General features: G+C 41.4%; 23 protein-coding genes and 2 pseudogenes. 17 read left to right on the top strand and 8 right to left on the bottom strand.

The features are described from left to right. Nucleotides 1-118 precede the first annotated feature (118 nt). The 5 genes and pseudogenes from AC5JM2_RS19340 (at nucleotide 119) to AC5JM2_RS19320 (ending at nucleotide 4,871) form a co-directional block, all read left to right on the top strand. The gene (locus AC5JM2_RS19340; RefSeq protein ID WP_495836465.1) at nucleotides 119-553 is read left to right on the top strand and encodes a hypothetical protein; all 435 of its coding nucleotides are present in this window, start codon (nucleotides 119-121) and stop codon (nucleotides 551-553) included. Between the two features lie 156 nt (nucleotides 554-709). Then, complete coding sequence (locus AC5JM2_RS19335) at nucleotides 710-1,813, top strand: NB-ARC domain-containing protein (protein WP_495836544.1); 1,104 nt, start codon at nucleotides 710-712, stop codon at nucleotides 1,811-1,813. Further along, nucleotides 1,800-2,435: pseudogene (locus AC5JM2_RS19330) on the top strand (tetratricopeptide repeat protein); the annotation flags it as partial. The gene AC5JM2_RS19335 and the pseudogene AC5JM2_RS19330, both read left to right, overlap by 14 nt. A gap of 509 nt (nucleotides 2,436-2,944) precedes the next feature. Beyond that, the gene (locus tag AC5JM2_RS19325; protein ID WP_210617021.1) at nucleotides 2,945-3,220 is read left to right on the top strand and encodes a DUF485 domain-containing protein; all 276 of its coding nucleotides are present in this window, start codon (nucleotides 2,945-2,947) and stop codon (nucleotides 3,218-3,220) included. A gap of 79 nt (nucleotides 3,221-3,299) precedes the next feature. Continuing rightward, nucleotides 3,300-4,871, top strand: coding sequence for a sodium:solute symporter family transporter (locus AC5JM2_RS19320; protein ID WP_495836464.1), 1,572 nt, complete (start codon nucleotides 3,300-3,302; stop codon nucleotides 4,869-4,871). A gap of 394 nt (nucleotides 4,872-5,265) precedes the next feature. Here AC5JM2_RS19320 and AC5JM2_RS19315 read toward each other — a convergent pair whose 3' ends face one another. Both AC5JM2_RS19315 and AC5JM2_RS19310 read right to left on the bottom strand, forming a co-directional pair. After that, complete coding sequence (locus AC5JM2_RS19315; protein WP_495836463.1) at nucleotides 5,266-6,354, bottom strand: glycosyltransferase family 4 protein; 1,089 nt, start codon at nucleotides 6,352-6,354, stop codon at nucleotides 5,266-5,268. Nucleotides 6,355-6,953: 599 nt separating this feature from the next. Beyond that, nucleotides 6,954-8,453, bottom strand: coding sequence for an FAD-dependent oxidoreductase (locus AC5JM2_RS19310; protein ID WP_495836462.1), 1,500 nt, complete (start codon nucleotides 8,451-8,453; stop codon nucleotides 6,954-6,956). Between the two features lie 187 nt (nucleotides 8,454-8,640). On the opposite strand from AC5JM2_RS19310, the gene AC5JM2_RS19305 reads away from it, so the two are divergent. Beyond that, nucleotides 8,641-9,426 carry an HAD family hydrolase gene (locus AC5JM2_RS19305; protein ID WP_495836461.1) on the top strand — a complete coding sequence of 262 codons (786 nt, stop codon included), beginning with the start codon at nucleotides 8,641-8,643 and terminating at the stop codon, nucleotides 9,424-9,426. Nucleotides 9,427-9,798: 372 nt separating this feature from the next. Here the strand turns inward: AC5JM2_RS19305 and AC5JM2_RS19300 are convergent, their stop codons facing one another. The 3 genes from AC5JM2_RS19300 to AC5JM2_RS19290 form a co-directional block, all read right to left on the bottom strand. Next, on the bottom strand, nucleotides 9,799-10,023 hold the full coding sequence (locus AC5JM2_RS19300; protein ID WP_495836460.1) for a hypothetical protein: 225 nt from the start codon (nucleotides 10,021-10,023) through the stop codon (nucleotides 9,799-9,801). Further along, nucleotides 10,001-10,192, bottom strand: a complete 192-nt coding sequence (locus AC5JM2_RS19295) for a hypothetical protein (RefSeq protein ID WP_495836459.1) — start codon at nucleotides 10,190-10,192, stop codon at nucleotides 10,001-10,003. Before AC5JM2_RS19295 ends, AC5JM2_RS19300 begins: the two co-directional genes overlap by 23 nt. A 175-nt stretch (nucleotides 10,193-10,367) precedes the next feature. Continuing rightward, a complete protein-coding gene (locus AC5JM2_RS19290) occupies nucleotides 10,368-10,802 on the bottom strand; it encodes a hypothetical protein (RefSeq protein WP_495836458.1) in 435 nt (144 codons plus the stop codon). 393 nt (nucleotides 10,803-11,195) lie between these two features. Between AC5JM2_RS19290 and AC5JM2_RS19285 the strand changes: the two genes are divergently transcribed. From AC5JM2_RS19285 to AC5JM2_RS19275, 3 genes are all read left to right on the top strand, one after another. Further along, a complete protein-coding gene (locus tag AC5JM2_RS19285) occupies nucleotides 11,196-12,386 on the top strand; it encodes a DNA double-strand break repair nuclease NurA (protein WP_495836457.1) in 1,191 nt (396 codons plus the stop codon). Nucleotides 12,387-12,807: 421 nt separating this feature from the next. Next, entirely contained in the window at nucleotides 12,808-12,978 is a 171-nt protein-coding gene (locus tag AC5JM2_RS19280) for a hypothetical protein (protein WP_495836547.1), read from the top strand. 75 nt (nucleotides 12,979-13,053) lie between these two features. Further along, a complete protein-coding gene (locus AC5JM2_RS19275; protein WP_495836456.1) occupies nucleotides 13,054-13,326 on the top strand; it encodes a hypothetical protein in 273 nt (90 codons plus the stop codon). A 154-nt stretch (nucleotides 13,327-13,480) separates the two neighbouring features. Here AC5JM2_RS19275 and AC5JM2_RS19270 read toward each other — a convergent pair whose 3' ends face one another. Further along, nucleotides 13,481-13,633 (bottom strand): ribbon-helix-helix domain-containing protein, encoded by a 153-nt coding sequence (locus tag AC5JM2_RS19270; RefSeq protein ID WP_495836455.1) that lies wholly within the window; start codon nucleotides 13,631-13,633, stop codon nucleotides 13,481-13,483. 141 nt (nucleotides 13,634-13,774) lie between these two features. On the opposite strand from AC5JM2_RS19270, the gene AC5JM2_RS19265 reads away from it, so the two are divergent. The 8 genes and pseudogenes from AC5JM2_RS19265 (at nucleotide 13,775) to AC5JM2_RS19230 (ending at nucleotide 24,124) form a co-directional block, all read left to right on the top strand. Beyond that, the gene (locus AC5JM2_RS19265) at nucleotides 13,775-15,421 is read left to right on the top strand and encodes an NCS2 family permease (RefSeq protein ID WP_495836454.1); all 1,647 of its coding nucleotides are present in this window, start codon (nucleotides 13,775-13,777) and stop codon (nucleotides 15,419-15,421) included. Nucleotides 15,422-15,623: 202 nt separating this feature from the next. Continuing rightward, nucleotides 15,624-15,804: pseudogene (locus tag AC5JM2_RS19260) on the top strand (hypothetical protein); the annotation flags it as partial. 436 nt (nucleotides 15,805-16,240) lie between these two features. After that, complete coding sequence (locus AC5JM2_RS19255; RefSeq protein WP_495836453.1) at nucleotides 16,241-17,062, top strand: WGxxGxxG-CTERM domain-containing protein; 822 nt, start codon at nucleotides 16,241-16,243, stop codon at nucleotides 17,060-17,062. Between the two features lie 295 nt (nucleotides 17,063-17,357). Then, nucleotides 17,358-19,988 (top strand): DNA polymerase III subunit alpha, encoded by a 2,631-nt coding sequence (locus AC5JM2_RS19250; RefSeq protein WP_495836452.1) that lies wholly within the window; start codon nucleotides 17,358-17,360, stop codon nucleotides 19,986-19,988. A gap of 455 nt (nucleotides 19,989-20,443) precedes the next feature. Next, nucleotides 20,444-20,737: a hypothetical protein gene (locus AC5JM2_RS19245; protein WP_495836451.1), complete on the top strand. Its 294-nt coding sequence runs from the start codon at nucleotides 20,444-20,446 to the stop codon at nucleotides 20,735-20,737. 296 nt (nucleotides 20,738-21,033) lie between these two features. Further along, nucleotides 21,034-21,780, top strand: a complete 747-nt coding sequence (locus tag AC5JM2_RS19240; RefSeq protein WP_495836543.1) for a CAP domain-containing protein — start codon at nucleotides 21,034-21,036, stop codon at nucleotides 21,778-21,780. Between the two features lie 677 nt (nucleotides 21,781-22,457). Beyond that, on the top strand, nucleotides 22,458-23,162 hold the full coding sequence (locus AC5JM2_RS19235) for a CAP domain-containing protein (protein ID WP_495836450.1): 705 nt from the start codon (nucleotides 22,458-22,460) through the stop codon (nucleotides 23,160-23,162). 107 nt (nucleotides 23,163-23,269) lie between these two features. Further along, on the top strand, nucleotides 23,270-24,124 hold the full coding sequence (locus tag AC5JM2_RS19230; protein WP_495836542.1) for an alpha/beta fold hydrolase: 855 nt from the start codon (nucleotides 23,270-23,272) through the stop codon (nucleotides 24,122-24,124). A gap of 173 nt (nucleotides 24,125-24,297) precedes the next feature. Here AC5JM2_RS19230 and AC5JM2_RS19225 read toward each other — a convergent pair whose 3' ends face one another. Together AC5JM2_RS19225 and rlmB are read right to left on the bottom strand one after the other, a co-directional pair. Beyond that, the gene (locus tag AC5JM2_RS19225) at nucleotides 24,298-24,600 is read right to left on the bottom strand and encodes a DUF1816 domain-containing protein (protein ID WP_495836449.1); all 303 of its coding nucleotides are present in this window, start codon (nucleotides 24,598-24,600) and stop codon (nucleotides 24,298-24,300) included. 80 nt (nucleotides 24,601-24,680) lie between these two features. After that, on the bottom strand, nucleotides 24,681-25,658 hold the full coding sequence (rlmB, locus tag AC5JM2_RS19220; RefSeq protein ID WP_495836448.1) for a 23S rRNA (guanosine(2251)-2'-O)-methyltransferase RlmB: 978 nt from the start codon (nucleotides 25,656-25,658) through the stop codon (nucleotides 24,681-24,683). Nucleotides 25,659-25,681 lie beyond the last annotated feature (23 nt).

The raw sequence follows: 25,681 nt of genomic DNA, 5'->3' as shown, positions 1-25,681 counted from the left end.
GGAAAGGGGAAAGGGGGAAGGGGGAAGGGAGGAATTTAAAAGTTTTTTACTTTTATTGCGAAATTGAGAAAAAAAACGATGTAATCATAAATAAGACACCGCGCTTACGAGGTAGAACATGGAGCCACTCACTGCTGGAGCGATCGCGATTGGAACTGTGATAGCGACTAAAGCTTTGGAAAAAACGGGCGAAAAGGTAGGAGAAACTCTATGGAATAAAACTGGTGAGTTTATCGTCACCCTCAAAAAACACTCTCCTCATACTGTAGTTGCTATTGAAAAAGCGCCCTCTCAACCACTTGATTACGGTAAAGCTGTATTAGATGTAGAATCAGCGGCTAAAGCTAATCCTGAAGTCAATCAAGCTTTACAGGAATTGGTAACAGAAGCCAAAACTGATCCACCATTGAATTTGGCTCAAGTTCTTCAAGATATAGCACAAGCACTTAAATCACAATCTCCGCAGAATCAAACTTGGATTTCAACAATCGAGAAAATTGTTAATTTTGCTCAAAGAGATATTAATGTTGAAACCCAAAACATCAGTATATGACTGCAGTCGCCCGAACGGGAACGGGCAAAGTTAAATCCCCCAAATAATGTTGTGTTTCAAGGTTCTGCTAACTTTGTTGGCAGACAGTACGAACTTTCCCTACTACGAGAAAGGTTGCAGCAACCAGGCGTAGTGGCTATTTCTGCTGTTTCTGGTATGGGTGGTGTTGGCAAAACTGAACTTGCAACGCAATACGCACGTCAACATGAAGCAGATTACCCTGGTGGAATTTGTTGGTTAAACGCCAGAGAATCAGATTTAGCAGCAGAGATTTTGCAGTTTGCCCTGTTCAATATGAATTTGGAAGTACCGCAGGAGTTGGGGGCACAAAAACTTAATCTCGAACAACAAGTGAAGTGGTTTTGGAACAACTGGCGACCGACCGAAGGTCTAGTGTTGATTGTACTGGATGATGTCACTTCTTTGAAAAGTTGTCGAAAACTGCTGCCAAAATCTAACCGTTTCCGAATTTTGATGACAACGCGCCTGCGACGGATAGACACCAACTTTGTGGAAATATCGCTAGACGTGCTCTCGGCAGAGGATGCTTTAATACTTTTAACAAAGGTGTTGGGTGAACAAGACCAACGAGTGAAACAAGAATTGCAAGTAGCGGAAAATTTGTGTGCGTGGCTGGGTTATTTACCTCTGGGTTTAGAGTTAGTCGGGCGGTATTTGGTAGAAGATCCCGATTTGTCTCTAGCAGAAATGTTACAGCGCTTGAAAGCTCAGCAATTGCAAGATGAAGCAATTAACCCAGAAGATGAGCAATTGCAAGATACAGAAATGACAGCCAAGCGTGGGGTAAAAGCAGCATTTGAATTAAGCTGGCGAGAACTCAATCAAAAAACACAGTGTGTCGGTGAATTGTTAAGCTTATTTGCACTAGATGTCATACTTTGGGAATGGGTGGAGTTCACGAGTAAGTCCCTTAATTGGGTAGAAGCAGATGTGAAGGAGGCGAAAAAGCAACTTTACAAGCTTCATTTAATTCAAAGCCTAGTAGATGGAGATAGTGGTTACAAAATTCATCCCTTAATTCGAGAGTTTTTGAAAGTCAAACAAGCAGCATCTGAACAAGTTGATGAGTTGAAACGCGCTTTTGCAGAAACTTTTATCGCAATTGCTCAACAAATCCCCCAGTCGCCAACCCAGGAGATAATTAAGTCAGTCAAAGATGCTATTCCACATTTAGCAGAGGTGGCACAAAATCTGACTGATGCAGTCAGTGATGAAAATTTATATTGGGTTTTTAACTGAAGCTGAACCTCTCTACGTCAATGCTTTGGTACTCAGGCGACGCCTGCTGGGAGAGGAGCATCCCGATGTCGCCATCAGTTACAATAACTTGGCAGGACTCTACTATTCCCAAGGGCGGTACACTGAAGCTGAACCTCTCTACATCAAAGCTTTAGAACTAAGACAACGCCTGCTAGGAGAGGAGCATCCCGATGTCGCCACCAGTTACAACAACTTGGCAGGACTCTACAAATCCCAAGGACGGTACACTGAAGCTGAACCTCTCTACATCAAAGCTTTGGAACTAAGCCGACGCCTACTGGGGGATGAGCATCCCGATATCGCCACCAGTTACAATAACTTGGCAGTACTCTACAATTCCCAAGGACGGTACACTGAAGCTGAACCTCTCTACATCAAAGCTTTGGAACTAAGCCGACGCCTGCTGGGAGAAGAGCATCCCAATGTTGCCATCAGTTACAATAACTTGGCAGGACTCTACTATTCCCAAGGACGGTACACTGAAGCTGAACCTCTTTACATCAAAGCTTTGGAGATTGCTGAACGCAGCTTAGGGGAAAATCATCCCAATACAATTACTTTCCGTGAAACATTACAATTATTACGCGATAATTATACTTAACACCATAAACAGTGCTCTAGGTGCAGCACGTTAACGGTTGAGCCAAGAGGATCTGTAAGGAAGACTTACGCTCGATTAGACGGAACGGATATTGATACAGCGTCTCGCAGCTGATGAAGCATAATTTTTCAACTTATAGTTGACAACATCGCTTTACATGTTTCAAGAAATCAAAAAATCCACCTCATCTTGACAGAATAAGTAGTTGTGCAATACTAATTGTCTTTAATTTTGAATTTTGTTAGCGCAGCGGGGCGAAGCCCTCCTTTGAACTTTGAATTTGAGCCCGAAGGGCGAGTGACTTCCCGGCGTTGTTTCCAATCTGTGCTGGTTTGTTGGGAAATATCGAGATCTGGCGGTTCGGGAGTAGTTACAAATTAAAGCTTAATATTTCTTAGTATTTTTTATCACGAAAACTCTCAATAAAAATACTAAGAAACTTTAAAAGTTTTTTGCAATTTAGGAATTCAGTGAGACAATCAAACCTATTCTTTTCAATTTCAAAAGATATGGACGATCGCACAAGGGCTATTCAAGCCCTCACTGCTCAACGCTGGCGCGTATCGCTGCTGCTAAGTGGAGCCATGATGTTAATCTACTTTGGCTTCATTTTGCTAATTGCTTTCAATAAGCCGTTATTGGGTTCACAAATCATTCCAGGACTCAGCCTTGGTATTTTGCTGGGAGCACTGGTGATTGTCTCAGCATGGATATTAATTTTTATTTACGTGCGCTGGGCAAACAATAATTATGATGACAAAATTGCAAGACTGACTCGTAAATGAGTGGTAGTGGTTAGTCGAACAATCAATAACTCACAATTGTTCAATTCTTCAATCCAAAATTAGAAATCCAATATCAATTATGAATAGTTTGTGGTGTGATCTGCCACTGGCTGAAGTGGATATTAATAACTATGGTCACTTCAACCCACTGGCAATATTTTTTTTCTTAGTGTTTGTCGTTAGTTCTCTTGGTATTACTTATTGGGCTGCAAGACATACTCATAGCACATCTCACTTCTATACTGCTGGCGGTAATATCAGCGGTTTCCAAAATGGGCTAGCTTTGGCAGGAGACTTCATGAGCGCCGCTAGCTTTTTGGGGATTACTGGACTAGTCGCACTCAATGGCTTTGACGGTCTTATTTATTCTATCGGCTTTTTGGTGGGTTGGCCGATCGTCATGTTCTTAATTGCAGAACCTCTGCGTAATCTAGGCAAGTACACCTTTGCTGATGTGGTGGCTTATCGTTTGCGACAAGCACCAGTGCGAATAGCTGCTGCGATTGGTTCATTAGCAGTGATCAGCTTCTACTTAATTGCCCAAATGGTAGGTGCTGGCGAACTTGTGAAGCTGCTGTTTGGGCTTGACTATAAATTAGCTGTTGTCATTGTCGGTTGCGTGATGATGGCTTATGTGATTTTCGGTGGGATGATAGCCACGACTTGGGTACAAATTATCAAGGCAATTCTGTTGCTGGGTGGGACTGTTTTGTTGGCAATTTTGGTACTAGCAAAATTTGGCTTTAACCCAATGGCACTTTTTAGCAGTGCAGCTGCTAAATATGCAGGTGTGTTGGCTCCTGGCAAACAAGTTTCTGATCCCTTCGATGCGATCTCTTTGGGAATGTCGTTGATGTTCGGGACAGCAGGATTACCCCACATCCTGATGCGGTTCTACACAGTGCCTGATGCAAAGTCAGCGCGAAGTTCTGTAACATATGCCACAGCTTTCATTGGCGTTTTTTACCTTCTCACCTTCATTCTTGGCTTTGGCGCAATGGTGCTAGTCGGGCAAGATGCTATCAAAAAAATTGGAACTGGTGGTAACATGGCAGCACCAATGTTAGCAGAATTCTTAGGTGGTGATGCCTTTTTAGGCTTTATTGCTGCTGTTTCCTTCGCGACGATTTTGGCTGTTGTTGCGGGATTAACTCTTTCGGGTGCAGCAGCATTGTCTCACGATTTGTGGGTGAATGTGGTGCGAAGCGGCCATGCTAACGAGACGGAACAGCTAAAGGTGGCTCGCTTTGCAACTATGATGCTGGGAGCATTGGCGATACTGTTAGGTATCTTGTTTGAAGGGCAAAACGTTGCTTATATGGTGGGTTTAGCTTTTGCGATCGCCGCCAGTGCAAACTTCCCCGCGTTGCTTTTATCAATGCTTTGGCGACGCTTCACCACCAATGGTGCAGTAGCGAGTATGTTGGTGGGTACTATCTCCTCTTTGGTGCTGATTTATTTATCACCCACAATTCAGGTGACTATCCTCAAGCACGCTTCTGCTCCTTTCCCATTGAAAAACCCAGGGTTAATCACTATTCCTCTGGCATTTTTGGTGGGTATTGTCGTTTCACTCTTAGCTAGCGAACGACAAGCGCAGGAAAAATTTGCAGAAGTTGAAAACCGTATTCATGTTGGTTTCGACGGTTAACGGCTCAGTTATCAGTTATCAGTTATCAGATAACAAGTTTGTTTTGCGGGTTTACCTATGGCTAACGCCACGCCTTACGGCTATCGGGAACGCCCGTCGCCTAGGTCGGGAGATCCTCCTCATGCGCGCTGGCTCACTGTTTAACTGTTCACTGATAACTGTAATATTGGAGGTAGGATTAGATGAAAGTTAGCTATTACTGGACTGAAACTGTCATCGTGCTAGGGTAAGTTGAGATGATACTGGACGCTTTTGAATAGGTCTGTGAGTTAAGGAGTTTGTCTGATAGCTATCTGTACCCTCGACTCTGCACAGAGTGTAGATACCCCCAGCAAAAGCTGGGGCAAGCCAATCGGAGTTTGGCTTAAAGCGTATACAGGCGATGATCGCAGTTTTACTTCACAAAAGCTATCGATTCCAACGAGTTTTTCAAAGCATGAAGCAGTCCACTCTTGGCAGTACGTCCTTTGAGGATTTCTTCATACACGGCTTCATACGCATCCACCATTTGCTTAACGGTGAATCTGTTTTCTACGTATTCTCGGCAGGTTTGACGATTTAATTCCAATGCAGCTGGAATCATTTGTGCCATCTGTTCATAGCTATCACAAACAAAACCTGTTTTTCCGTGAGCAATGACTTCTGGTACCGAACCCATGTTAATTCCGATGACTGGTGTCCCAGTTGCCATTGATTCAATCATGACTAAACCAAAGGGTTCTTGCCAAGTGATGGGGAACAGAGTTATCGATGCGTTACCCAACAATTCAACTTTGGCAGCATGATCTACTTCACCTAAAAATTGTATTTGCTCACCATCTATGAATGGGGCAATTTCTTTTTCAAAAAACTCTGTGTCTACAACATCTACTTTCCCTGCCATTTTCAAGCGCCAACCCGCTTGTTTTGCTATGGCGATCGCATGTTGAGGCCCTTTTTCTGGCGAAAATCTACCCAAGAATGCCAAATATGGTGGCTCTTTCGGTTGCGCTACAAATGGGTAATCTTCGATTTTGATGCCATTGTAAACCGTGCTGACGTAGTTCAAGTCTGGTTGACGCTGGGCATCACTAATGCTGACATATCGTTGCGTTCGATGAAGGGTATATACTCTGCTACTTTCATCCGTAAATGCGCCATGCAAGGTATGTACAGTGGGTGTTGACACCATACTTGTTAATTGCAACGCCCATATTCCTATATGGGAATGAATGATGTCGAATTCCCCCGCTTGTTGGTAAACATTGCTAGCATGTAGCATTTCGTACATTACACCTTCTTTAATGTTTGGGTCTAAGCGCAATGCACGAGGATGAGTTGCTTCGAGTCTAGCTAATGTTTGCGAGTCACCTGAAGCGAACAAAGTGACATCGTGACCGCGACGCACCAGTTCATCAGTCAGACAACTCACTACGAGTTCAATTCCTCCGTAAGTTGAAGGTGGAACTCGTTCCCACAAGGGGGCTACTTGAGCGATTTTCATACGTTTTCTTGGTTCTGCTGGTTAAAGTGGTCGTTGAACAAGGGTAATAGATATTTTTACTCCAAGTAATTATACCTTTTTTTGCTGAATCTACCTCCTTTTGCTGAAGTTGGAATTGACCAAACTTCCGAGGAACAAGGTATTTCCATCTAGTTTTGCACCCTTATAAGCGCCACCTCCAAAATGTTAAGCTGCTCAGTCACAATGCAGCTATTTTTTACTTTTACCCCACCTTTTTACCTCTCACATCTATCTTGAGGACTATATAAAAATTTTAAATCACCATATTCATTACGTGAAATTATCATAAAATAAATGTTTTATTCTTATATGACGAATAAAAAGTATTTAAGTAGGAAAAAGCAGAATTGAATGTTTGATAATTCACACTTACTTCACTTTTGTATTATTCTTCAAAAGTACGTCCTGAATATTGAGATGTATCATGTATTGTTATGAATTGACACTGATTTACAGGAATAGCTTGAGGCTGATTATTTGACTCTTTGTGGGATTATTTTTGTTAGCAATGCTATTGGCTTATAGACACAGTGTCTTAAAACCAAATAGCAATAAAAAATAGTATTTCGGTAATGATTCTACTGGAATGTCTCTAATAGTTGGTTAACATTGCGGCGGTAGACTTTTTGACTATAATCTTGCCACTGTTTATCTGACCAGTAGAATCGCTCTAACGTTGCTTTTTGGATATCAACCATGAAGGAACGACGAAGATGTTCAAATTTCTCAAAAGCTTCACTTATGGCTTGTGTATTATCCCAATCATGCTTATCTTTAATATTAGCTATCAGTGTTGCAATAGCTAGTGCATCTTCAAATCCTTGATTAGCTCCTTGAGCCATAAACGGAGGCATCCCATGAGCTGCATCACCAACTAAAACGACTCGCTGTGCCTTCCAAGCTGGTTGCATTTCCAAAGGATGAGTGTCAATATTTAAGTTCGCCGTACTCGGAAATTGTAGACGGTCACTAATCATAGCACGGTGAATGTAATATGGACGCTGCAGCATATTGGCAGGAGGGGAAAGACTCACTAATTCTTTGATACAAGCAGGAAAGTTAGCTTTTTCTAGTGAAAGCAAAGCTAAATCAATTAATGCAGTTTCAGATTTGTGTTTCAACGAGTCTAAAGATAAGGCGAGATGGATGATATACCCAAGTTGACCATCTTTTCTTTGAAACAAAATTATCCATACGTGTTCCATACAGTCAGAATCTCTGGAGATTTCATCATTAAAGATTGTCACAATTCGTGAGTTTTCAAAAAATTTATCATTGAGTTCTGTGAGTAGTTTATTTGGAACTTCAGATATTTCTTGACACCCCACTGCTGCAAAGCCGGAATACTCAGGTCGTGCAAAAGCATGATACGGAGTGTTTTTATAGAGAATCCGACGAATCGCAGAATTGATTCCATCTGCTGCGACAACTAGCTTTGCACGAAACGATTTTGTTTCTGATTGTTGGGCAATAATCTCTAAATTTTCAGGTTGTGCATCTTCATGATTCTGTGCATTGGTCCAATGTGCGTAAGGGTTTTCTTCTCCCCCTAAATGAGAGACACAATCTACTCGAACACACTTATACTCTGGTTCATGAACAACATTAATACAACGATGATTTGCTTTGACGCTATCTTCAGGGAGTAAATTTCTCAGCATGGTTTGTAAATCATACCAAGTGATTGACACTCGACCTTCTCCATATTGCTGAAACCAATGATCGTATAAAAGAGGAATTGCCCGAATTCGCTCTCCCTTAAAATTTTTTTGTACCCATTCGGGTGAACTCTTTGGAGATTTTGGTTCCTGAGTTGTTTGGTTAGCGTTGTTGTCATTGGACGGTGTAGAAGTAAAGAAACTCATGCCTTTTTTCTTGACTTCTTCGTAAGCTTTTAAATCTATATATTTGAGAGAATTTAATCCATTAGGAAGAAGATCTATCACCTGACCAACTTGACGAAAGGCGCGAGTTTGATCGATGACTAGAATATTTTCAATTCCACGCTGGCGTAAGCCAAGGGCAGTTGCTAACCCAATTGGTCCAGCCCCAACCACTAAAACATCGTAGATATGCATAACACAATGGGAAAAGACAAGATATTTGCTTTTTATTCCATTGTACCGAGGAATTTAATATTCTCTTTCAATTTCAATCTCTGCTCTCAAGTATACAAAAATAAAGTTATCCCACGCTGCTGCATGATTTGCAATTGTCAGGTAAGCTGACAACAGCAGCTAAAATCTGTTAATTCATTTAAAAACAATGACGGCAAGCACTCCTACAATTCTCGCCCTAGACTTTGATGGTGTTATTTGCGACGGATTAATAGAATATTTTGAAGTCGCTTGGCGTACCTATTGTCAAATTTGGTCACCAAAGCAAGAAACACCACACAATGATTTCGCATCAAAATTCTATCAACTCAGACCTGTGATCGAAACTGGTTGGGAAATGCCTGTTTTAGTCAAAGCCTTGGTAGAGGAAATTCCTGAAGAAAAAATTCTTCAAGAATGGACAACAATTGCCCAAGAACTTTTGTTAAAAGACAATCTCAAAGCAACAGATATTGGCCATAAATTAGATAAGATACGGGATGAATGGATTGCTACAGATTTAGATGGATGGTTGAGTTTACATAGATTTTATCCAGGGATAATCAAAAAAATTAAAGCAACAGTTGATAGCACAACTAACCTGTATATCATCACAACAAAAGAAGGGCGTTTCACACAGCAGCTATTGAAAAAAGGAGGAGTCGATTTACCGCGAGACATTATTTTTGGTAAAGAAGTCAAGCGTCCCAAACACGAAATTATACGAGAATTAATTCAGAAAACAAATACTTCACCAGAAAGAGTATGGTTTGTAGAAGATCGACTGAAAACATTACAACTTGTTCAACAGCAACCGGGTCTTGAGGAAGTAAAATTATTTCTTGCAGATTGGGGTTACAATACTTCAACAGAAAAAGTAACTGCCCAAAATGATCCGGTAATTCACTTATTATCACTCCCTCAGTTTCCTAAAGATTTCTCGCAATGGTTTTAAGAGGATGTTTGGAAAGTGTAATTGAGGACACAAAATTGTTGTAGATCCCTTCTACTCCCCCTTAGGCTACCACGTACACACAAGTGATCGAATGATTCAAAACTCCCTCTCTACGAGACGCTACGCTAACGAAACCTCACCCTGCCCTGTCGGGCATCCCTCTCCTACTTCCTCAAGTCTCCCGCCGATTCTCTGATACTCGAAACCTCACCCTGCCCTGTCGGGCATCCCTCTCCTTAGTAAGGAGAGGGAAAGATTTTAGCGCAGCTAAAAGCGAGGGTGAGGTAAAAAGCGATATGTGTGTACACCGTAGCCCCTTAAAAAGGGGGGAAAAAGTCCCTACAACTACTCAAAATTTGAATTGGTGCTACCTCACCTTTGATACTTCTGATACTTCTTCTTATACTCCTCCAACTTCTTCCGCACAGCTTTAATTGTCTGTTCAGAACCAATTTTGACTAGTTCACCTTGCTGATTTGCATTGTGTGAGAAGGAGTAAGTCACCTCAATAACATTCCCCCCACTTGTATAGATCGCAAATTTATGTAAGCCTTTTACAGAATCTCTTTTGTCGTTACGGATTAGTCTTTGTTGCATCACTCAACACATCAATAGCTTGGCGGTAAGCTCGTTGATTGAGAAGCTGAATTCCTTTGTGCAGTAACTCCTCTCCAGTGACTTGTGGAGTTTGATATACATCACCAACATGCCCAATACTCTCTGCTTTGATCTGATAATTTTTCCCGCCGTAATTGTTTTGCTCCATGTTTGTGTCCCAACAAAAAATTACTTAGTCAGGACTTAGGCACTGAAAACCCAAAACCTCGAACCCCTCTAGCCCCCCTTTTTAAAAAACTCTTTAAAGCCCCCTTTTTAAGGAACTCTTTAAAGCCCCCTTTTTAAGAGGGTTGGGGGATCTCTTCTGCGTAAGTCCTATTAGTCTAATCATCACCAATTCGATCAATTCGATTTGCTTGAACTTGAAAACCTTTGGCATTGTCACGGTTTAATTGCTTCATTTCGCCAAACTGCACTTGTTTCTGACTTATGTTTTGAATATTGATAATCTGCTGTGCGAGTTGTCGCAAATCATGAGCAAAACTTGGTTCTTCCTCCATCTCGTCATCTAGGTAAGTTGTCAATTTGTTGAATGCTTCTAGAGAATACTGTTCCTGAACAGCAGTTATTGCTTTTTCTGCTTTAACATTTTGTCTATCCTTGAACCGTGACACAATCTTGTGACGTAATTCATTAGCTTTGCTTAAAGCCTCAGTAGTCAGCTTTTTGGCAGCTTCGCCAGCACTAGATTTAATAAACTCATTGAAAGCAAGCTTAAGAATTTCAGCAGCACTCAAAGCAACAATTGGGTTAGTCATGCAATACTCCAGAAGACTAGTAGATTTACTTAATTTTTTATACTCTCAACAATCAGATGCCACATATTTTATGTAACACCTGCAATTGAATAGCAAAAACTGTACCAACACCGCTCAATTGAGCGAATATGGCGCTGGCAATTGACACCGATTTGGTTCTACAACTCGGCGTATACTACATTTTATTATACTTGCATTGTAAATCTATATACTTATATGTCAGTATAGTAAAATTTTTATGGATATCATTTGATATCAAAACATTTCGCCTCTGCTGGCTAGTGAGTATCACCACTGATAAAACATCCTCTAAGATAGTGCTGAGTACTGAGTTCTGAGTCTCTTTATTTCAACACTCAGAACTCATACTTCACAACTGGTAAACTTACTATTATGCTTGACCTCACTAAGCTGGCAAGACAAATGCAGGGTTTGAGTCAACATCTGACGCAAGAGGCGGCTGCGAGTCGTCAGCGTTTAGAATTGGCTCAAAAACATTTTCAAAATGCTTTGGACTGTCAGGATGACTTGCTACAGCGACAGGAAAAATGGCGCGATCGCATCCTCTTTGCCAATGCGACTCCCCTAGAACCACTCAACACCTGTATTGATATCCCGGTTCCCCCTAAAATACACACCGTCATTGCAACCGATGGTTCGCAAATATCTCCCAGTCACCACGAAATTGCCTACTGCTATCTTCTTAATATCGGTAGAGTTGTCTTACATTATGGACAAAACCGTTACCCACTTCTAGATAGTTTACCGGAGATATTTTATCGCCCCGAGGATTTATATTTTTCTCGCAAATGGGGTATTCGTACTGAAGAATGGATGGGTTATTGCCGCACATCAAGTGAAACAACGGTGCTGACAGAATTGGCTTGCAGTGTAAAAGAGGACAGGGGGATAGAAGAAGTCCCTACGTTAGCAATGGTGGATGGTTCGTTGATTTACTGGTTTTTAGAACAATTACCTTTAGAAGCACGCGATCGCATCTTACCCCCCATCTTGGAAGCTTGGCAAAAGTTGCGTGATGCTCAAATTCCCCTGATGGGTTATGTGAGTGCTTCTCGCAATGTTGAAGGCATGAACTTTTTGCGTCTTTTAGCTTGTCCGCACACAGTACCAGATTGTGCAAGCTTTTGCCCAAATCAACTTGAAAAAGTCCCTTGCAAAGTCTTTGAACCTTTACGAGATACAACTCTTTTATCCACTCTACTTAAACCAGGACAACGCGGTTGCTTATGGCGCAGCAATGTTCGTATTCTTGACTTGTACCAAGACCAACAAATTTACTTTTGTTACGTGCATGTAGGTACCGAAATTGCCCGGATAGAAGTGCCATCATGGGTAGCCCAGAACACAACAATGTTTGACCTAGCATTAGGACTGATGTTAGCACAAGTGCAGAAAGGATATGGGTATCCAGTGGCGATCGCCGAAGCCCACAATCAAGCGGTGGTACGTGGCGGGGATAAGGCGCGATTCTTTGCCATCCTTGAAAGACAAATGATCAAAGCTGGTATAAAAAATGTAGGAACTTCTTACAAAGAAGCCAGAAAGCGTGGCAGTATTGCTTAGTCATATCAGAATGATATGCAAATATCGACACAAAAAAGTGACGGCACCTGTAAAGTAATGTCTGGGGAACAAACCCAAAGTTGCCAGGTGTGGGCTGGGGAAAGGTTAAATGGAAAAGGGCAAAGGATAAAATACCTTTACCCCGCCACGTTCCCTTTAAAAGGGCAATAGGCAATTTAAAATTCAAAATTTAAAATTCAAAATTTAAAGTTCAAAAAGAATAAAAAAGGGTGCTGGCAAAGATCTTACCTGTGGACTGTGTGCAAATTAAAGGCGTGACGGCTTAGACATAGGAAAATTATACTGCAATGAGTCTAGCCACGCACACAGCGCAAATCTTACAATTTTTCAATCTTTATTCTCTGATTTACTTGGCGTATAGTCATAATCTATGTCGGTGAGCAACAAGGCTTGATTATCTATGGTTCGTGAACTTGAAAAGAAACGCCAAGGTGCAAAATTTCCAGAAACTGCTCCAGCTGCCAATCCAGTGTTTTTTAGAACCTATAGCCGTCGTCAAGAGGCTGGAGTCAGAGAGACTTGGGATCAGGTGTGCGATCGCACCTCAAAGATTCGATCAGTTTATTGTTGATTTCCTCGCTGATAAGTAAAATTCCCAAACGCAAACTGCGTTTGGGAGAAATAACACATTTTAAAACATTTAATTATGGCAAACAATCACACTGACTCGCAATTGGACAATTGTACAAGCGCCAGTCAAATCGAAGACTTCAATCAAACAAAATTGACACAGAGGATTGCCATAGCAGGTAAGATTGTTGCCTTAGCTATGGTTATCTCGATTAATGGAGTTGGATTTGGTTTAATCTTTTCCAAAAGAATCGAGCTTGGGGTTACCTTCTTGAGTTCTGGTGGATTTCTAGCAAGTGTTGAATGTCTTAAGTTGACGCAGGATACACACAAACGAAAACCCAGATAGGGCAGGCGTTTTTGCTCACTCCGTTTTTAAAGTAGAGTGAAGAATTATCAGAAGCCGCTCTAGTTCTACCTTCCACAAGAATTGTAGGTTGGGTTGAGCATAAGCGAAACCCAACAAACACTTGCTCATGTTGGGTTTCGTGCCTCAACCCAACTTACTTTACTCTGCCTGCTTGCAACTTAAGCCAGCGCTCAACAATCAAGCGTCGGATCAACTCACTCTTGTCTGTTTTCTCGTGAGCCAAGATATCGGCTAGCTGGCGTTCTGTTTCTTCGTCTAGTCTGACAGTGAGCATGGCTTTTGTCATACTTGTATTGCGCTTATGACAAGTTTAACAGAAAGCTTTTTCCAAGGCATACTTGAAGATTTACAACTCCAAACAGTACCCTTACTGATATCCTTAAACCAACAAGTGAACCCAAAAAAATTGTCGAGGCAAAAGTAGACGATGGAAATCTCAACAGTTAAAGCTCCCCGCTGGTTTGTCCGCAGAGATATAGATGGTTTATTTGGGCTTTTCCTCGACAACTTGATTCAAATTTTGTTGATTGTGAATTTGTGTCAAGGGGTGCTTGGCTTTTCTCCCTTGCTGGTGTATAGACGTATTCTGCCAGGAATTGCTTTAAGTTTGATTGTTGGTAACTTTTATTATGGGTGGTTAGCTTACCAACAAGGTAAGCGGGAACAACGGGATGATATCACTGCTTTGCCTTATGGCATTAATACTGTGAGCCTTTTTGCTTATGTATTTTTGGTGATGTTGCCTGTGCGGTTGACGGCGATCGCTCAAGGTGTATCATCAGAACAAGCTGCTGAACTCGCATGGCAAGCCGGTTTGGTTGCTTGCTTAGGTTCAGGTTTGATTGAGTTAGTCGGTGCATGGATTGGTAATCCTCTGCGTCGCCTTGCTCCTCGTGCAGCTATGCTTTCCACTTTAGGTGGTATTGCTATCACTTTCATAGCGATTGGCTTTCTATTTCGGACTTTTGCCAATCCCGTAGTTGGTTTAGTTCCTTTAGGCGTTATCTTAATTACCTACTTTGGACAAGTGCGATTTGCCATTCCTGGTGGATTATTAGCAGTGCTTTTGGGAATTGGTTTGGCGTGGGGTACAGGTTTGGTGAGTTGGGATAACGCCAAGTTCGCCACTGCAGTACAACCGATAGGAGTTTACATACCAAGGTTATGGTTAGGAGATTTATGGAATAGTCGCGCAGTTTTACTGGACTATTTCAGCATCATTTTACCAATGGGACTTTTTAACCTTGTCGGTAGCCTACAAAATTTAGAAAGTGCTGAAGCTGCTGGAGATGCTTATCCTGTAGCCCCAAGTCTTACAGCTAATGGTATTGGTACATTGGTTGCAGCCATTTGTGGTTCTTGTTTCCCAACAACCATTTATATTGGACATCCTGGTTGGAAAGCTTTAGGTGCAAGAGTGGGTTACTCCATTCTCAACGGTATTTTTATGGGCTTGCTGTGCTTAACTGGAACCGTTGCCATCCTTGCTTATTTTGTCCCTATTGAAGCTGGAATGGCAATTGTGTTATGGATTGGCATCGTCATTGTAGCTCAAAGCTTTACAGCAACTCCTTCTCACCATGCTCCGGCTGTTGTTGTTGGTTTGTTACCAGGTATTGCAGGTTGGGGCGCTTTAATTGCTAAAAATGCATTACGCGTAGGAGGTTTGGGAACACCAGACAAACCCCTGACACCTGCTTTAATTGAAAAGTTTAAATTGAGCGATACATATATAGATGGTGCTTTTGCTTTAGAGCAGGGCTTTATTTTTTCAGCTATGATTTTAGCTGGTATCACAGTTTATATTATTGAGCGAGACTTCCGCAAAGCTGCTTATTGGTCTATAGCCGCAGCTTTCCTCTCTTGGTTTGGATTGATGCATAGCTACCGTTGGACTGTAGCAGATACTGTTGTCAATTTGGGTTTTGGAACTGGAACGCCTTGGGCTGTCGGCTATATTTTGCTTGCTATTCTCTTTTTCTACACCGAATGGCAAGCGCGTCATCAAAAAGGAAATCGAATGGTTGTTCCATCGTCATCACAAGATGCTTTTGATGGAAATTTAGAGAAATGAGGAAGCAGCGATAATTCCGAAACAAACGGATTTGATAAGCTGAAAATCTTACAATTTGCACACCCTATTTTAATGGAACTCTTGTGGAGTCGCTATCTTGCCTGCCCAAATTATGCAAATTAAAGGCACAACAGCTTATCAAACCAACGCTTTAAGCACAGTGCAATTACAGCTATCTTGGAAAAGACCGATGGCAATGTCTCAACGAGTACGTCGTGCCTCCAGGGATAGTCAAGAACGAGATTTCTATGTTTGGAGTAATAGTCCAGAAAAATATCAAGAGGCGTGGATTATTTTCAAAGACTTTCAAACCTTAAAACTGGTCTTGCGACCCTGTTTACATACCATACTATTGGCATCGTTTCTACTCCCATCAGCCAGATTTCAAGAAAATTGGATATTTTTTCGCATGTTTGTGTCTGATCGCAATCGCATTGCTATATCTCCTACTTATAATTGCCACATCTTTGAGATTGAGACCTGTTAACTGTATCTATGCTCTTAAGCTAACTGAAAATCCAGCTTACTCCTTGAGGATTAGTCGGTTTATTCCTATGGTAGAAGGTTGAGAAAAACAATAGCAGGTATCGTACTAACTAGTAGTGTAAATTTTACAAATAGCAGATTATGTTGTTCGATTCCACAAAAGCTCTTGCAGAGTTATTAAAGATTGCTATTGTTTCTATGGTAGGAAAAAAGCTTATTAAAAATTCAGATGAAGTTATAAGTCTCGAAAAAACTAGCAATTTATAACAGTTCTCATTTAAAAAAAGCAGACAATTTATCAAAAAAACTTGCAACACAAAATCAACAAAAACTATGAAACTTTCTCATTTATCTAAAAATGTTTGGGCTAGCGCCTTCGCTCTCGGTTTAGCTACTTTGACTTTAACTCTACCTGTTTCTGCCCAATCTGGTGGTGGTGGTGGTAGTGGAGGATCTGGTGGTGCCAGCAGTGGTAGTGGTGCTGGCACTGGTGCTGGCACTGGTAGTACAGGTACAGGTACTGGCACAGGCACTACCGGTACAGGTACAGGTACTGGCACTACAGGTACTGGTACTACAGGCACAGGCACAGGCACAGGCACTACAGGTACAGGTACAGGTACAGGCACAGGCACAGGCACTACAGGTACAGGTACAGGTACAGGCATGGGCACGGGCACTACAGGTACAGGTACGACAGATGGCACAGGAACAAGCGGTACCGGCACAGGCACAGGCACAGGCACAGGCACTGGTACAACAAATGGGACGGGTACGACTGGTACTGGCACTGACACCACTGGTGGCACTACTGGGACTGGTACAACAAATGGTACGGGTACAACTGGTAGTGGCGCTGGTGACACAACTGGTGGCACTACTGGAACTGGTACAACAAATGGTACGGGTACAACTGGTAGTGGCACTGACACCACCGGTGGGACAACTGGTACAGGCACTGGCAGCGCCACAGACACGACAACAAATAATCAAGGCGTTAGAGAGGTGAGAACCGAAACCCATTCTGACTGGGGTTGGCTTGGTTTACTTGGTCTTGCAGGTCTTGCAGGTCTTATTCCTAAACGCTCTCAAACCCGAGTAGTTCGGGATCCTAATGAAGTAACGCGTCCTGGATCTACCTCTACTAAGTTATAAGGCTTGGCTGAAGGTAGAAGGTACAGCGGTGTAGGGGTGTAGGAAGGAGTATTGTAAAAATAGAGAGAGAATTTTCTTTTTGTGCAATGCCCTTCGGGTAGGCAATAAATAGTGATGGGTTGGGTACCCTCACGCTCTTACATCCCCTACACCATTACACCCTTACACCCCTAGTTGTTGACTTTAGATATTAAATTTAATTATTAGAAATTCTAAATAAGATAAGCGCGCTCAGGTACAAACTGCGTTACCCTGGTATACGTTTCGTGTTTTTCACTGCTAGCTGGAAACGCATATGTCCTTTGTTCCTTTGCACATTCATAGTGATTACAGTTTGCTTGATGGAGCAAGTCAACTGCCGGATTTAGCGGATCGCGCCATCGAACTGGGGATTAAAGCAATAGCCCTGACGGATCATGGTGTGATGTATGGTGCGATCGAACTGATTAAAATCTGCCGCAATAAAAATATCAAGCCAATTATTGGCAATGAAATGTATATCATCAACGGCGATTTTACAAAACAAGAACGCCGTCCCCGCTATCATCAAGTTGTTTTAGCCAAAAATACAAAAGGATATAAAAATTTAGTTAAGATCACAACAATTTCTCATCTTCAAGGTGTGCAGGGTAAAGGGATTTTTTCCCGTCCTTGCGTAAATAAAGAATTATTAAAAGAGTACCACGAAGGCTTAATTGTAACGAGTGCTTGTTTGGGTGGGGAAGTTCCGCAAGCAATTCTCAGTGGGAAATTAGAGGCCGCACGTAAAGTTGCTCGGTGGTACAAAGAAGTTTTTGGTGAAGATTATTATTTAGAAATTCAAGACCACGGCTCACAAGAAGACCGGATAGTGAATGTAGAAATTGTCAAAATTGCGCGAGAACTTGATATTAAAATTGTCGCCACCAATGACTCACATTTTATTTCTTGTTACGATGTTGAAGCACACGATGCTTTGCTATGCATTCAAACTGGCAAATTGATTGCTGAAGATAATCGAATGCGTTATAGCGGTACAGAATATCTAAAATCTGCTGAGGAAATGAAGCGGCTGTTTCGTGACCATTTGCCAGATGATGTCATTGAAGAAGCTGTAATAACTACAGTTGAAGTTGCAGATAAAGTCGAACCTTACCAGATTTTAGGTGAACCTCGCATTCCCAATTATCCCATCCCATCTGGTCATACTGCTAATACATATGTTGAAGAAGTTGCTTGGCAAGGACTTTTAGAAAAATTAAATCGTAAATCTAGAAATGATATTGACCAAACTTATAAAGATAGGTTGGAGTATGAACTAAAAATGATTCAGAAGATGGGTTTCTCCAGCTACTTTTTAGTTGTGTGGGACTACATCAAATTTGCGAGAGACAAGAATGTTCCTGTAGGTCCTGGTCGCGGTTCTGCCGCAGGGTCATTGGTTGCTTACACTATGGGGATTACTAACATTGACCCTGTACATCATGGACTCCTCTTTGAAAGATTTCTCAACCCTGAACGGAAATCCATGCCTGATATAGATACAGATTTCTGTATCGAACAACGGGATAAAGTCATTGATTATGTGACAGAAAAATACGGTAAAGAGAGAGTCGCCCAAATCATAACGTTTAACCGCTTGACTTCTAAAGCAGTTTTAAAAGATGTTGCCAGAGTCTTAAATATTCCCTATGGAGAATCAGACAAAATGGCAAAGCTTATTCCTGTTTCCCGAGGGAAACCCACTAAACTCAAGGTAATGATTTCCGATGCAACACCAGAACCAGAGTTTAAAGAAAAATATGATAATGACCCAAGGGTACAGCATTGGGTTGATATGGCAATTCGTATTGAGGGAACAAACAAAACATTTGGTGTGCACGCGGCTGGTGTGGTGATTTCCGCTGAGCCATTAGATGAAATTGTCCCACTGCAAAAAAATAACGATGGTTCTGTGATCACCCAGTATTTCATGGAAGATTTGGAATCACTAGGGCTGCTGAAAATGGATTTTCTGGGTTTAAAAAATTTGACTATGATTCAGAAAACCATCGATTTGATTTCACAAAGCCGAGGATTTAGAGTTGATCCATATGACATTACGACTCAAGAAAGAAAAGCTCAGAGAATATTAGCAAAAGGTGAATTTAACACCTTGCCCAAAGATGTTGAAAAGACTTACAAACTCTTAGAGGCAGGAGAATTAGAAGGTATATTTCAATTAGAATCTTCTGGAATGCGGCAAATAGTACGCGATTTAAAGCCTTCCAACATAGAAGATATTTCCTCTATTTTGGCACTCTATCGACCAGGTCCATTAGATGCAGGACTGATTCCCAAGTTTATTAACCGCAAGCATGGTCGAGAAAATATTGACTATGAAACCCAAATTCTAGAACCGATATTAGATGAGACCTATGGAATTATGGTCTATCAAGAGCAAATTATGAAAATTGCTCAAGATATGGCTGGATATTCTTTAGGACAGGCAGATTTGCTGCGCCGTGCAATGGGGAAAAAGAAAGTTGAGGAAATGATGAAGCAGCGAGAAAAATTTGTGGATGGTGCTGCCAAAAATGGAGTAAAAAAACAAATTGCTGAAGAATTATTCGAGCAAATGTTAAAGTTTGCTGAATATTGTCTCAGCTATGACACAGAAGTGTTAACGCTAGAATATGGGTTTTTACCTATTGGGCAAATTGTGGAAAAAAGAATTGAATGTAGCGTTTACACAGTCGATAGTAACGGAAATATTTACACACAACCTATTGCTCAATGGCATAATCGTGGGCAGCAAGAAGTTTTTGAATATTGTCTAGAGGATGGTTCTGTTATTCAGGCAACAAAAGACCATAAATTTCTGACGACTGATGAGCAAATGTTGCCAATCGATGAAGTATTTGAACGGGGTTTGGAGTTGATGCAGGTTAAGGGTTTACCTAAATAGCTATTAATAAGACATTTAAATATGATGATTTTTAATGAATAGTTTATTTTTAATTAAAAATAACTATATATAGTTCCTGCTAAGTTCACTGATTCTTTATAAAGCAGAGTGAAATTTACTTATCCACTAACTGAACAATATCGAAATCACGTTCATTTGTGACGTATTCTGCAGTTATTCTGCAGTTATATTGACTAATTGTAAAAAATACACTTTGTTTACTGCTAAATTTATGAGATAATTTTGTGAACTGTAAAAAGTCAGTGAAGACACTTAATTAATTTGTTTGCAAAGTATTAACTATTCTGGTTGATATCAGGGAATAATACTAGATAAGTGTAGAAATATAAACTACAACGATTGTTTATATGTGTGTATTCTCTTCTTGGTCTTGGCTTGGAAAACGACTTCAGTGGCTGTGTTGCTTAACTGCACTATCCTTGGTTTGTTTGATCATGGGTTGGTCACTTCCCACAAATGCAGCAAATTGCATCAGTCAGCAATTAGAACAGCAAAATGTACTATTGACTCATGAAAAACAACTTGGTGAGTTGCTGTGTTCAGATCTGGCCAAAGATTTTTTGGCTGTTCAAAGGTTTCAAGGTGCTCACACCTTGCCTGGTGACCTCTGGAACCATCATCAGAGTGCTGACAGTGCAATCAAGAAAGATATAAGGCTTGCTCAGAGACTGGGATCTTCTCGCATCCCCTTGTTTGTGATGAGTGGTCAAAATTTATCTGGTGGATAGTCACTGTCTGATACAGGAAATGTCTTGAATCATCACTAGTTTTCAGTTCTCATCGGGTTTTGCTTAGTATAAAAGTTGTGCGTGTCTAAGTTTTTGCATCATGAGTCATCACTGATAATCCCTATTAAGCTAGGATTACTGTTTATTGTGTTTAGTTCGCAAGGTTACAAAGGATGCAAGTACATAGACTAAAATGATGTGTATGATTATACCAAAAATTGGTAAATATGAGCAAAACGCGATGCATTCCAAATAACCCTATTAACTTTGGTGGAACACAAATCATGAAGTCATTAATGCGTTGCAGTGGATTTTCTGTGTTTTTTCCTATCGCTCTGGCTGCAAGTTACAGTTCTCAACTATTGATATCTAAGCAAGCGGTGGCAGAAGATGCACAGATTCCCCCCACTGGAGTCCAAGAAGCTTATTCTACTGGAACGATACGGGTAAATTACCTATCTCCGTTAGAACAACAAGTCATTAATGAAATGAACAAACTACGGGCAAATCCCAAGGCTTACATTCCCGTGTTGGAAAACTATAAACAGCGCTTTCAAGGTAAGCTAGTTAAAATCTACGACCGGCGCTTTCTCCAAACACACGAAGGGCTATCAGCCGTTGATGAAGCAATTAACTTTCTTCAGTCAGCGAGTCCTGTTGCTCCTTTAAAGATATCTAAGGGAATGTCTTTGGGTGCTAAAGACCTTGTCAAAGATAATGGCTCAAGAGGTTCGACAGGTCACTTAGGTAGCGATGGTAGTGATCCATCTACTCGTATGGAACGCTACGGAAATTGGCAATCTACCGCTGGGGAAAATATCAGCTATGGTCCGAGTACGGCTGAAGATATTGTCATACAGTTAATTGTTGATGATGGAGTGCCCAATCGTGGTCATAGAAAAAACATTTTTAACCCTACTTTTAGAGTGGCTGGAGTTGCCTATGGGATTCACGCTAAATACAAAACGATGTGCGTGATTAATTATGCGGGAGAATATCAGGACAAAGAAATTGCTGTTTCTAAGCTCAAAAATCGTCGTTAAACATGGCTTTTGGAGCTTAGAAACTCTCTATCCCACTGCTTTTTCTGAATGCGAGTGCGTGCCATAGTCATTAACGAGGAGTCTTCGTGTTTTCAGTTCGCAGTGGTATCAGTTACTAAATCATCACCGAAGCCAGTCATCAATTCATGCATCTAAAGACATATAGCGATTCTCACTTGTATGAAATACAGGTATGGGATAAACGCACAGCGTAGAACATTGGTGTCAACTGAAACAAAACTCAAATACAACAGGACTTTCAGGGTATTTTGTTGCCATGCTTTGCCTGGGATGTCTCAAACCACGCACAGCATAGCAACGACAACAGGTTATGGACTTGGGTTTTTTTGTTCAATTGACATCAATAGCTATAGAACAGCTCCTATAAATATAGGACTTACGCATTGACAAAAAGCTGTCTTTGTGAATTTGACATAAGCTTCTACTAGAGGTGTTTAAGGATGTATTGCCTTTCTCTTAGGAGATTTACATACTAAATAATAGATGTAAAAAGTGAGGATCTTGTGAGGATTATGTCAAGTTTCTCAATGTAAATGTGCCATAGAGAGCAGTTTTCTTAATACATACGACTGTGTATTTGTTCAGTGCGTAAGTCCTAAAAGAATCTGTATCACACCCAATTGGGAACTGCTATATTGACTGGTTGCTCCAAAGTTATGAGACTGTTGATGCGTCAGATGGTATTTTGGATATTAACACTTGTCACCCTATCCACGACATCTTGTGATGTATTGTTTGAGCCTGACTCCTCTGTACCTAACATTCCCAAAGGAAATTCTGATGTGTCGCTAACCGGGAAAACTCTTTCTCGCCTTGAACAACAAGTGATTGTAGAAATGAACAAGGCGAGAACGAATCCCACTGCTTATGCTGCAGTATTAAAAAACTATAGACAACGTTTTGAAGGTAACCGAGTTAAAATTTCGCGTCATGTCTATTTACAAACAGAGGAAGGAGTGAAAGCCGTTGATGAGGCGATCGCCTTTCTCAAGTCAGTCACTCCAGTCGGATCTTTAACAGCATCCAAAGGAATGTCACGAGCGGCGAGGGATCATGTCAAAGACCAAGGTTCAAAAGGAATTCTTGGTCACAAAGGAAGCGACAAAAGTGATCCCTTTACTCGCCTAAGCCGCTACGGAACTTGGAAACTCACCGCCGGAGAAAATATTAGTTATGGTTCCCACACGGCACAAGATATTGTCATGCAATTAATTATTGACGATGGAGTTCCAGATCGTGGTCATAGAATAAATATGTTTAATCCTGCTTTTAAGGTAGCGGGAGTTGCTTTTGGAATTCACAACACATACAGGCAGATGTGTGTGATTAATTATGCAGGAAGGTATGTAGAAAAGTCATAATTCCTAACTCAATGACCTTTGACAGATGACTGATTCATGTGGCGCGTGGTACAAATGTACCCGTAATTTGCCTATGTGACATAATTATATAAAGCAACATAATAATGATGAACTCTCGCCATAGCAACACAGCTTCATCTGCTGTTGACCTCAACGTTCACATTCAAGGTCAAGGCTTCCCAATTCTCTGCTTACACGGTCATCCTGGTTCTGGTTCTAGTCTTTGTGTCTTTACCAATCACCTGTCAAAACGCTTTCAAACTTTTGCTCCAGACTTGCGTGGATATGGCAAAAGTCGGTTTAATGGCAATTTTGATATGCGCGACCATTTGATTGACCTGGAAGCGCTTTTAGACCGTTTTAGAATTAAAAAATGTCTGATACTCGGCTGGTCGCTCGGTGGCATTTTAGCAATGGAATTAGCACTACAGCTACCTCAGCGAGTCGCTGGACTGATTTTAGTGGCGACAGCTGCCCGACCCAGAGGCAATCATCCGCCTATAACTTGGCAAGATAATGTTTACACCGGTGTAGCTGGGTTGTTGAGTTATATTAAACCAGATTGGCAGTGGAATATTGAAACTTTTGGCAAGCGATCGCTCTTTCGCTACCTAATCCAACAACACACTCCCGCAGCCTACAGCTACATAGCAAAAGATGCAGTATCAGCCTACTTACAAACTTCTGCTCCTGCGACTCGCGCTCTTTATTCGGCAATTGGGGCTGGGTACAATCGACTAACAGACCTAGAAAAAATTCAATGTCCTTCTTTAGTACTAGCTGGTGCATGCGATCGCCACATTACAGCTGACGCCAGCTTAGAAACTTCTCGCTACCTCAAAGATTGTCAATCACACTGCTATCCTAATACTGCTCATCTTTTTCCATGGGAAATCCCTAACCAGGTATTGAGCGACATTGACCACTGGCTTGAGAAAAACCAAAAAGTTGTCAGTGTGTAGTTACGCCGAAGCGCAACTACAAGATAGCCTTATAACCAGAAAAGAACTCAGCGATCACTAAATTGATAACCCTATGGCTGACGCCACGCCTTAGGGTTAGTCCAGCGCTGCGGGAGACCCTCCAAAGAGTGCTGGCTCAGTGATAACTGACTACTGAATTCTCCTCAATTTAGTTACATTTGACCGCTAAAGACAGGCTGTACTTTGCGGTCAGTGCGTTCCCCCAGGTCATCAGCAATCGTCAAAGCACTTGGTTTACAGCGTTTTACATCAACCCCAATTCCTTGCGCTCCTTCCAGTTCCAAATCTTCTACGTAGCCTTTTATCGCCGCTTTTGCATCGGCAGAACTGACAAAAGGTCCAAAGTAGTAAGTGCAACGGGGGTTTTGTGTTACAATTTCCACCCACCAAGCTAAGCCAAAATTGTCGAATATGTTAATCAACAATTCCTTAAGGTTATTCCAAATAGTTTTCATGGTTCTCGCCAATTTCTAAATGTGATACTCGGTTTTAAATGCTGCCAGTTTTGACTGCTTTACATTTCTTTATACTCTGTTTACTCTTCTTTTTTCAAAGAAATTTTTTGGAATTTATCCTGGTATAGGGTATTTATCCAGCGATGACGATAAATTTCATAAAGCGCCATACCCGCTGCTACTGAGGCATTCAGGCTTGGAGTCTTACCTTGCAAGGGGATCGACACCAAAAAATCACAATGTCGTTGTGTCAATATACTGAGACCTTCGCCCTCAGAACCAACTACCAAAACAATAGGACCGTTAAATTTCACGCTATGTATAGGTTCGCTTGCTTCTGTAGCAGTACCGTAAATCCAAAAGCCAGCAGCTTTTAGTTCTTCCAAAGCACGTTGCAAGTTCACCGCCCTAACGACAAGAAAGTTTTCTAAAGCACCAGCAGCCACTTTCATGACTGTGGAGGTGATCCCACATGCTCTGCGTTGTGGGATCACCATTCCTTGAGCACCCAATGCTTCTGCTGTGCGAATAATTGCTCCCAAATTGTGGGGGTCAGTAATTCCATCAGCGACAACAATAACAGGATCAATTTCAGATTTTGCCCTAGCAATCAACTCATCCAAGTCAATGTAGGCGTAGGGAGCAATTTGCGCCGCAACACCTTGATGGTTAGCTTGCTCTGTAATTTGGTCTAGGCGCTTAGGCTCAACTTCGTCAACAATTGTGCCATTTTCTTTCGCTCGTAAAATCAGCGAATGAAAGCGGGGATCGTAACGGAGGCGGGAAGTAATCCAGATACGGTTAAGATCCCGCTCGCTTTCCAAAGCACTTAACACTGGATGACGACCGTAGATCAAATCTTTATCTTCTGATTGCTCAAAAGAAATAGATGAATCAGAGAATTTACGATGTGGGCGTGGGCTGTCTCTCAAACCGTTAGCACCCTTACCTCTGGGATTGGGACTCAGATGAGAAATGACACGCTTACCCTTGATTTTCAAGGGTTGCGCACTATTCTGTTCGCCAGAAGTCTTAATTTTTCTTGGTTTATCTATCATGTAAGTTATTGGTAGAGCTTAAT

This window comes from Brasilonema angustatum, assembly GCF_059505445.1.
This window is presented reverse-complemented; position numbering and strand designations above follow the sequence as displayed.